A 9,658-nucleotide genomic window follows, 5' to 3' on the forward strand; every position below is an offset into this window, starting at 1 on the left:
ACGTCCATGACGGGTACGAGCATCAGTCTCGATCGAGCGCTCGAGATCACCAGAACCGGCGACATCTGGCTGTTCCGTGGCCATTCGGCAGCCGACCGTGCGATTCGGATGACTACGAACAGTCCCGTGAACCATGTCGGTATGTCGGTGGTGCTCGACGATCTGCCCGCGCTGATCTGGCACGCGGAGCTCGGCCGATCACTGCCCGACATGTGGACGGGAGTCGCGCACCGCGGCGTCCAGTTGCACAACCTCGGCGACGCGGTACTTGTATGGGCACACCGCTACGGTCAGCAGGCGTGGTTGCGCCAATTGAACCGCCCGGCAACCAAAGAGATGGAAGACAGCTTGCTGCGCACCATCGCCCGACTCGACGGAACCCCCTTCCCTTCTACTGCCGGTCTCGCCGGACGGTGGCTACGCGGCCGAGTACGGCTCCCGCTACGCCGATCGAGCCGAGCGGCCGCCCAGGAGCTGGAAAGCGCGTACTGCGCGGAGATCGTGGCCGCGACCTACCAATCGATGGGACTGCTGACGCAACAGCGAAGCCCCAACTGGTATGACCCCGGTCGGTTCTGGAGCGGTGACGGACTGCAACTGAGTGGCGGCTACGAACTGGGTGGCGAGATAGCCGTGCAGACACCCGCCGAGCCGAACTCCTGAAGACCGCAGCCGATGGACAGCGGCGCGGCGTGGAAAACCCGTTGGCGGACCACGACAACCACTGCTAGCCTTCCGAAAGCCGTGCCAGAGAAGAAGGAGGTGGTACCCGTGAACGCAGTATCGACATGGGTGCTCCCCTCCGGGGTCACGGTCGGGCGATAGGTCGTCCGGGAGCGCCGCTCGAGAGCACTCCCGAAAGGCACGACCATGCAATTCACTTCCGAACAGCGCCTCGACGACGGCGTCCTGGAACGCGAATTCACCCTCGGCGAGATCCCTGGCATCCTGTGGACACCCGGATCCGCATCCACACCAACACCGCTGATCCTGATGGGCCACCCCGGCGGACTACACATGATGTACCCGCGATTGGTGGCTCGGGCCCGGCACGCCGCGGCGGAGGGCTTCGCCGCGGCCACCATCGAGGGCCCCGGCAGCGGTGAGCGGCCCCGGTCCGCCACCGCCGAGCAGGCCCGCGCCGACTTGCGCCGGGCGGTGGAGGCCGGCGAGCCGGTCACCGACGAGATCGTCGACCGGCTCGTCCTCCCGCTGGTCGACAAGGCGGTCCCGGAATGGCGGGCCGCCCTGGACGCCCTTCTCGCGCTGCCGGAGATCGGCGGCCCGGTCGGGTATTCGGGAGGGGTGATCTCCGTCGGCACCCGGCTGGCGGTGGTCGAGCCGCGCATCTCGGCCGCCGTTCTGTTCGCCGGGAGTTTCGTGCCCCGCACCATGTTCGACGAGGCCCGTCAGGTCACCATTCCGCTGCATGTCCTGCTGCAGTGGGACGACGAAGGAAACGGCCGGCAAATGGCGCTGGACCTGTTCGACGCCTTCGGCTCCAAGGAGAAAACGCTGCACGCCAATATGGGCGGGCACACCGGCGTCCCGCAGTACGCAGGCGAGGAGGCGAACCGGTTCTTCGCCCGGCACCTGAAGTGAGGCGGGACCGTCAGGCCGACAGCAGACGATAGAAGCTGTCGGCCGGGACGCCGCTGACCGAGGACAGGTCCCGGCCTCCTCGATGGCGGTGGCCAGCAGATGCCCCCCGACCGGCCGGTACCGGCCATCGGCGTACCGGCCGGTCTGGGCCAACACACCGGCCTCGGTCGAGAAGCCGTGAAAAACCTCGTGGTAGCGGATGACGGTGACCGGGACACCTTCCGCCTCCAGCCGCGGCGTACGCCTCGGCATCGTCGCGGATCGGGTCCTCGGCCGTGACGACCAGTGCGGGCGGCACCGCAACGATTCCGCCCGCATCGAAGCAGCGAGGGCATCCGCGAGCTCGCGCCGATCGGTGTGGTGCGACGAAGGTCCTTCCCGGGATGGCGGTTCGGCACTGTCGAGGCGGGCGGTAGCGGTCGTAGCGTCGTGGCTTGGAGAGCTGACGGCAAGACCGGATTCCCGACAGGTGGCAAGGTCATGCGATGGATCGTTCCTGTGTTGGCCACGGGCGCAGCGGCGTTGACGTTGCGGCGTCGGATGTTGCGATGGGGCGCCAACGCGGCGGAGGCGGCCGCCGAGTATCCCGGTGACATGCTGGTGCCCGATGCCACGGGTCGATCCACCATGGCGACGACGCTCGAGGGGCCCCCGGAGGCGGTCTGGCCCTGGCTGGTTCAGATGGGCGTCGACCGTGCAGGCTGGTACAGCTGGGATCGTCTCGACAACGGTGGCAGGCCGAGTTCGACGCGGATCGTGCCGGAATGGCAGGAACTGCGCGTAGGTGACCGAATCAACGCGACGGTTGGCGGACGTGCCTATTTCACGGTGGCGATCGCCGATCGCCCGACGACGCTGGTGCTGCGCAGCGATCTCGCGTTGCCCACCGGCCACCCTTTCGAGCCGCGCGGACCACTCCCCCGGATGTTCAGCCAAGGCGTGTGGGGCTTTCACCTCACCGAGCTGCCCGGTGGGCGCACTCGCTTGGTCGTGCGCACGGTCGGTCGAAACGCACCGCGTCCGCTGATGGCGGTCGTCGACTTTCTCGTCGGTCAGCCCGCTCACCTGATCATGCAGGCACGGCAGTTCGCCAACCTACGCCGCCGCATCGACGCGGCGAAGAACACCCCGGCTGATACCGGTGTCCTCGCCGATTCCGGGCCGTGAGTCCTGTCCGCCACAGCCACCAGGTCGCCGCGCACCATCGATCCTGATCATCGCGGCATCCGCCGCCGGCGCGCCGCCGACAACCACCCGGACTTCCGCAGCGTCATCGGAATCAGATCGAAGTGCATCGCCATCCCGCCGGTGCCGACGTCGTGGCCGAACACGATCCTGCCGGTGCCGAGCCCCCACCGAGTCAGGTCGATGCGGAAGACGAAGGGATCATCCGGATCGTCGGGATGCAACCGCAGTCCGCGTAGCAGAGCGGGAATCGGGGTCAGCACCCGCAGGACCGGCAGGCCACCGCTGATCCGCACCTCGACTCCGGCTCCCACCATCGACCGCGCGCGAACATCGGTGAGCGATCCGGACATCGGATAGTAGCCGCAGATCTCGGACCAGATCTCGGGGTGGTGGGCGACATCGTCGCGAATCGCAGGCTCGGCGACGCCGAGCAGTCCGTGCATCAGCGTCGCGGTCTCGGCGGGTAGCCAGAGCATGGCCTGGCGGCCACCGGTGACGAGGGCCATGAGGCCCAGCCGGTCGTCCGGCGCCAGCCATATCTGGGAATTGAACCCGGGCAGGATGCCTTGATGCTCGATCACGCGATGACCTCCCGCGGACCCGCGGAAGAACCCGAAACCCATGCCCGGCACGCGGGGATCGGGCTGGTACTGCGGCGCGAACATCAGTGTCAGCGTGTCGGGGTGCAGGACCGCCCCGTACTCGTTGCGGCCACCGTCGAGCAGTGCGGACAGATACCGGCCCATGTCACGCGGCGTGGAGTAGATCGAGGCCGCGCCCGCGGTGATCATCTCGCGGTGCGTGACCGCTTCGGGGCCGTGTGCTCGGAGCGTGTATCCGGTGGCGCGGCACAGTGCCTGGTCAGGGGGCGTGAGGCTCGTCGCGGTCATGCCCAACGGCAGGAAGACGTGCTCGCGCAAATGGTCGGCCAGTGCGGTGCCGGTGACGTCGGCGACGATCTGACCGAGGGTGGCGAAGCCGTGGTTGGTGTAGGTCCATCGTGTGCCTGGTTCGGCGCCGACTCGCAGCCCGCGCCGGTAGTACACGCTCAGCGGCGGAACCGGGGCGCCCGGTGCGACGCTTTCGCCGAAATCGGGTCCGAGGACGCGCGAGGGATGGGCCGTCTCCCCGACGCCGGATGTATGGGTCAGCAAATGGCGAATCGTCACCGGACCGAACGCCGGGTCGTCGGGAATCAGGCGATAGGCACGCAGGTGGTCGTTCGCCGGATCGTCGAGATCGATGAGACCTCGTTCCCACAACTGCATCACCGCGATGGCGGTGAACGTCTTCGAGATCGAGGCGATCCGGAAGATCGTGTCCTCGGTGATCGGTCGATGCGTGGCGATGTCCGCCGAACCGTGGCCCGCGAACTCCATCCGCCCGCCACGCACGACACCGACGGCGGCGCCGACAACCGCATGACGGTTGAACATTGTGGCGATCCGAGTCGCCAACGGGGCTTCTTCGACTGTGTCCACGGCTCCTCCATTCGCTTCTCGCTCATCCAGCGAGCGCAGCTTCCATCGTGCGGTTCGGTGGACAACGGCCGGAGGAGCACATCGGCTCGAAGTCCGTGGCCTAACGTCACTCATGCCCGGCGGCCTCGCTCATTTCGCCGCCTCGGCAGTGCCGGGGCGCGAGAGCCGCGAGGAGGTGATCGGTGCGGCTTCACCAAGTAACTGTCCGGCCGCGTCGCGACATCCGCGGCGGACGACCATGTCTCACAGTCGTGTGTAGTTTGTCTGGTCTTGCTCGAACGCTGTCAGAATCTCCGGTGTCAGTGTCAGGCGGGTGTTGGCGACGGCGGTGAGGTAGTCCTCGAGGTCGGCTGGTCCGCTCGTTTCCTCGCGCATCGCGCGTTCGAACGCCGACTGGGCCCCGGTGCGGGCGGCGTACTCGATGTCAGCGGGGGTGAAGTGGGCTGTGGCCTGCACCAAGTGGTCAAGGTCGATCGTCTCGGCCGCGGGGCCAAGATAGCGCCGCCAGATCTCTGTGCGTGCGGGCTCGTCGGGCGGACCGACCGGGATCACGTAGTCGAAGCGGCCCGGCCGCAGGAACGCCGAATCCAGGGAACGAACGGAGTTGGTCGCGCAAATCAGCAACCGGCTGTAATCCTCTCGGAATACCGGAATCAGTTTGAGCAGCTCGTTCGTCACGCCATGCGCCGGACTGGTCGCCGTCCCTACGCGCGCACCGGCGATCTCCTCGACCTCGTCGATGAACAACAGCAGTTCATCGAGCTCGGCCAAGTCAGCGAACACCTCACGCAGAGACGCCGCGAGCCCGCCGCTCGCCGCGGCAGCCAACCGAGACGGAAACAACTCCACGAACGGCCAGCCCAGCCGTGAGGCGACCGCTTTCGCGAAACTGGTCTTCCCGGTACCCGGCGGCCCGAACAAGATCACGCTCTTGGGTGGCCGAACCCGATAACGCTCGGCGACGTCCGGGTTCGCCAACGGCAACACGATCCGCCGTTCGATGATCTCTTTCTCCCGGTCCATCCCCGCCATCGACTGCCACAACCCAGCGGGCAACAGCCGACCGCCCAGCTCGGCCAGCAAACTGGACTGCGCCGGCGCCAGCGGTTCGACCAGCTCGTAGTAGACGAGACCGGTCCTGCGTAGGTAGCCGGAGTTCTCGAACGCGACCGACCCGGTGGCGCCCTCGGGAACGAGCGCGCAGATTCGCCGCACCCCGTTCGAGCGCAGCCGCCTCTCCAGCTCGGTCAGCAACGCACTGCCGATACCGCGCCGACGCCACTGCGCAGCCAGCGCCACCAGCAGAACCCACGCACGCTCGCCCTGGATCCGCGCGACCGCCATTCCGACCATCTCTTCGCCGACCTCGGCCACCACCGCGGGCTGCCCCGCGCGGGCGGACGCGAGCACCTCGGCCAACGCGAACACCGGCTCACCCGCGGTGGCCATACGGCTCTGCTCCCAGACCTGAATCGCCTGGTCCAGATCGTCATCGCGAAATTCGCGAAGTCGCCATACCGGCATACACACCTCGCATCGCCATCGAAGAATGGACGAACCGCTCCCCGCCAGTAAACACCTCGCAGCGCCCTTGAGCAGGCCGTTTCCCAGCTCCAGTGCAGAGGCGGATCGGCGGCCCGTTGTGCGAGTCGGCTTGTCGTCAGGTGGACCGGGTCGCCGGGCGTTCTAGGCGTTCGGCAGTCCGACGAGGTCGGCCATGAGGTTCATCTGGTGATCGAAGTAGTCGGCCCTGGCTTCGATGGTGCCTTCGAGGCGTCCGAAGATCTCGAAGCTGACGAGGCCGAAAAGCTGTGTCCAACCGGTGAGTACGCGGGCGAGCGTGTCTTCGGGGAGGTCGGCGGTGAGGTGTTCGGCCTCTGTTCGTTGGTCGATCAGCACACGGAGATCCGCGCGGACGGGTGCGGGAAGAAGAGTTGGCAGGGGCGGAGGGTCGATGCGTCCCGCGGCCGTCGCGGCCGTGGCGATGTCGGAGAGCAGGAGAACGACGGTCGAGGCGGGGCGGATGGTGTCTCGCGGGGCACTGTAGCCGGGCACCGGGCTGCCATAGAGCAGGCCGTATTCGGTCGGGTGAGCCAGCGCCCAGTCACGAACAGCGGTGCAGACGGCGAGCCATCGGCCGCGGTAGTCGCCCTCCGATACCGCCGCCGCAGCGGAAGTGGCTGCGGCGCCGAGGGATTCATAGCCTTCCAGGATAAGGGCGGTGAGCAAGTCGTCGCGGCTTGGGAAGTACCGGTAGAGCGCCGAAGCGGCGATACCCATATCGCGCGCGACCCCGCGCAGCGAGAGATTGGCCCCGTCCACGGCAAGCCGTCGGCGCGCGACGACCTTGATCTCCTGGATCATTTCCGCGCGGACACGGGCTCGCAGCGTAGGGGCGGACATACCCGCCACTGTAGCGAACGCGGAACCAAAACGAGAACAGTCGGCCATTTAGAGAACTCTGTTCTTGACAGCTTCTACCTCGACATCTAGCGTGAAAAGCGTCGCGAGAACGCTGTTCTCGAAACGGAACGCCTGACAGGATCGAGGATCGCCATGCCCCTGCACGTCGTCGTCGGAGCCGGACCCGTCGGATCGGCCACCGCAACCCTGCTGGCCGAGCGGGGCGACGACGTTCGCCTGCTCACTCGCAGCGGATCGGGACCCGAGCATCCGCGTATCGCACGCATCCGAGTCGACGCCACCGACACCGAGGCCCTCACCGCCCAGTGTGCGGGGGCGAGAGCGCTCCATCACTGCGCCGGGCTCGCATACACCCAGTGGGCCACCGGATTCCCGCCGCTCATCCACGCCGCGATCAACGCTGCCGCAGCCTCCGGCGCGCTTCTGCTCACCGTCGGAAACCTTTATGGCTACGGCGAATTCGATGGCCCGGTCGGCGAATCCCATCCACTGCGCCCCAACTCCACCAAGGGGCAGGTGCGCGCCGATCTCTGGAACGAGGCCTTGGCCGCGCATCGAGACGGCCGCATTCGCACCGCGGAAGTGCGTGGCTCCGACTACCTGGGAGCCGGAGCCAACTCGGCCTTCACCGCAGTGGTCCTGCCCGCCGTCACCGCGGGCAAGACCGCGCTGTTCCCGGGCGACCCCGACGCTCCGCACAGCTGGACAGCCATCGACGACATGGCACGCACCCTCGCCGCCGTCGCCGATGACGAAACAGCCTGGGGCAGAGCATGGCACGCGCCCACCGCCGCTCCGATATCGGTCCGCGCACTCGCCGACCTGACCGCCAACCTCACCGGCACATCCCCGGCACGAGTCCGCCGCATGCCCTCGGCAATGCTGTGGGCCGCCGGCCTGTTCAATGCCGACGCCCGTGAAATACGGGAGTTGCGCTACCAATTCGACCGCCCGTTCGTGGTCGACTCCACCGCCGCGACCGAGAAATTCGGTATCGAACCCACACCGACCAGAGCCGCCCTGCAGGCCACCGTCGGCATCAGGACCACCGCTGGGAACTGAGGACCCTGCCACCACAAGAAATGACCGTCCTCTCGGCGCCGCCTACTACATACGCGGCCGACCGGTCGGAATACGGCAGGTCAACCGACCGTGGACACGGGCCATGGAATTGCGGCGGGTCAGCCGATGGTTCGTCAATCCGGCATCCCGATCCTGGGCGGGCAGACGACTCGGTCGGGGTTGGCTCGCAAGTATTTGAGGCCCTGCTTCATATAGACGCGGGGGTTGGTGTCGAGGTGCTTGGCCCACAGCGGCCTGGGATCGCCGCGCATCACGCTCCAGCAGGCGAGCGCGTACCCGAACATCGGCTGCGAGAGATAGCCGAGCCGCTCGGATCGCCAGCCGTGGCGGCTCTGGGAGAACTGGAACGCCGCATTGGCATTGAAGACGCCGAGCCCCAGGTACACGGTGACCAGATCGGTGAGCTGCTCGCCATCGTGCCGATCGGGCGCGATGCGGTCCTCGCCGAGCAGCCGTTCGTGCGCCAGCTCATGGGCGACGGTCGCCACCAACGCGACCGGCGAGCGCATCTGCGACATCGACAGCGACACCACCGCACGGCCGCGCTCCAAGCGGTAGTGTCCCGCCTCCCCCAGCGAAGAACCCTCCAGAAACGTGGCATCGTCCGGCAGCACATCGCCGTCCGTGTCGACCTCCACGACGACGCGATCCCGACGGACACCCATGTACCCGCTCACGCGCTCGACCAAGGACCGGACCTCCGGCTCGGTGCCGGAGTACGCGTCGGGAAAGAAATCCGAAGTCGGCAGAATCACCGGTGTTCGCAGCGTCCTTGGTCCGAATTGTGTTGCGCACCAGCTCAACATCTCCTCGACCCACAGCCGCTCGATCTCCCCCACCGGGCATGTCGGCTTGAAAAATCCCATGCGGCATTATCTCTGGCGACGCACGGTTCGCTCGGTTGCCGTTCAGGCGGTGAGCAGGGACGCCGCCGGCCGCCCACATCGATTTTCGACCACACCCACCCGCGGGGCCGCGCGTATCGCGCACCACCTGGCACATAGCCACAGATTTGCCAAATATGCCGATGACGCGGCGGTTCTCCCGGGCTCTGCCGCACAGGCCGCTTAAGCTGTCTGCGCCGCAACGTGCGACACATTCGAGGTCCGGAAGCGCTCAGAGGTAGACGTCCAGGAGGCGGGAATGCCGGAAACCGGTCGTAGGCGGTCACGTCCGATATTGATTGCGAGCATGTTGCCGCTTGCGGTCCTGCTCGGCACAGGAGTAGCCAACGCATCCCCGCACAACGCGGCACAGGCGCCTGCCACGCCACCGACGACAGCGGAACGGCTATCGCGCCACGAACAGGGGCAAGATTCCTCCCCGTCGCCGATCCTCCTCGTTCTGGTCGCGCAGTCGCCGGTCGACACCACATCGGCGGCGGACACGGGCCGCGTCGATGGCGCCCTGGCGAAGGCGGTCGCCGACGGTCGCACCGGACTCGTGACGGTAGCCGGACCGGACTCGCCGCCGCTCGTGGATCAGCGGCAGATCGAGGAGTTCTGCGCGCAAATCCCCATAGATCCCCGCCGATGCACCGTCGTCGCCGTCGAAGCGGGCGTCGGTGCGGCCAGCGGTGCGGCCATCGGTGCGGGCATCGCCGCGGGAGTGTCCGCGCCGGTCGCGGTAGCCGCCGCATTGGCGGGCGCGGCCGCCGGGTTCCTCGTCGGCATCCCGTTCCTGCCTACCGGCCTTGTTGTCGGCCCGCTCCTCGGCGCGGCCGTCGGCGCCACCGTCGTCGCCATACCCGCCGCCCTGCTCGGCGGGGCGCTCGGGGCGTCGATCGGGGCGCTGGTCGGCTTCACCACGCCCCTGCCGCAAGAGGGCGCCCGAACCGAGGGATCCGAGGCACCTGCCTCCTCGCCGAATTGAACGCGGCC

The 9,658-nt window shown here is 67.5% G+C and carries 9 protein-coding genes; 5 read left to right on the forward strand and 4 right to left on the reverse strand.

The window, feature by feature from the left end; translation table 11 throughout:
* Positions 1–6: 6 nt before the first annotated feature.
* From NX1_RS04125 to NX1_RS04135, 3 genes are all read left to right on the forward strand, one after another.
* Positions 7–663: a hypothetical protein gene (locus NX1_RS04125; protein WP_068053817.1), complete on the forward strand. Its 657-nt coding sequence runs from the start codon at positions 7–9 to the stop codon at positions 661–663.
* 207 nt (positions 664–870) lie between these two features.
* A complete protein-coding gene (locus NX1_RS04130) occupies positions 871–1,602 on the forward strand; it encodes a dienelactone hydrolase family protein (RefSeq protein ID WP_068053820.1) in 732 nt (243 codons plus the stop codon).
* A 501-nt stretch (positions 1,603–2,103) separates the two neighbouring features.
* A complete protein-coding gene (locus tag NX1_RS04135) occupies positions 2,104–2,769 on the forward strand; it encodes a hypothetical protein (protein WP_169812175.1) in 666 nt (221 codons plus the stop codon).
* 47 nt (positions 2,770–2,816) lie between these two features.
* Here NX1_RS04135 and NX1_RS04140 read toward each other — a convergent pair whose 3' ends face one another.
* From NX1_RS04140 to NX1_RS04150, 3 genes are all read right to left on the reverse strand, one after another.
* On the reverse strand, positions 2,817–4,226 hold the full coding sequence (locus NX1_RS04140) for a serine hydrolase domain-containing protein (protein WP_068053826.1): 1,410 nt from the start codon (positions 4,224–4,226) through the stop codon (positions 2,817–2,819).
* 288 nt (positions 4,227–4,514) lie between these two features.
* Positions 4,515–5,795 (reverse strand): ATP-binding protein, encoded by a 1,281-nt coding sequence (locus tag NX1_RS04145; RefSeq protein WP_068053828.1) that lies wholly within the window; start codon positions 5,793–5,795, stop codon positions 4,515–4,517.
* A gap of 162 nt (positions 5,796–5,957) precedes the next feature.
* Positions 5,958–6,674: a TetR/AcrR family transcriptional regulator gene (locus NX1_RS04150; RefSeq protein ID WP_068053831.1), complete on the reverse strand. Its 717-nt coding sequence runs from the start codon at positions 6,672–6,674 to the stop codon at positions 5,958–5,960.
* 153 nt (positions 6,675–6,827) lie between these two features.
* Here NX1_RS04150 and NX1_RS04155 point away from each other — a divergent pair, with 153 nt between their 5' ends.
* Positions 6,828–7,757, forward strand: coding sequence for an NAD-dependent epimerase/dehydratase family protein (locus tag NX1_RS04155; RefSeq protein WP_068053834.1), 930 nt, complete (start codon positions 6,828–6,830; stop codon positions 7,755–7,757).
* A 134-nt stretch (positions 7,758–7,891) separates the two neighbouring features.
* On the opposite strand, the gene NX1_RS04160 is transcribed toward NX1_RS04155, so the two are convergent.
* A complete protein-coding gene (locus tag NX1_RS04160; RefSeq protein WP_068053837.1) occupies positions 7,892–8,533 on the reverse strand; it encodes a hypothetical protein in 642 nt (213 codons plus the stop codon).
* Between the two features lie 436 nt (positions 8,534–8,969).
* Here NX1_RS04160 and NX1_RS35945 point away from each other — a divergent pair, with 436 nt between their 5' ends.
* Positions 8,970–9,650: a hypothetical protein gene (locus tag NX1_RS35945; RefSeq protein ID WP_068053840.1), complete on the forward strand. Its 681-nt coding sequence runs from the start codon at positions 8,970–8,972 to the stop codon at positions 9,648–9,650.
* Positions 9,651–9,658: the final 8 nt, after the last annotated feature.

The sequence above is a fragment of the Nocardia xishanensis NBRC 101358 genome (assembly GCF_001613365.1).
Classification (GTDB): domain Bacteria; phylum Actinomycetota; class Actinomycetes; order Mycobacteriales; family Mycobacteriaceae; genus Nocardia; species Nocardia xishanensis.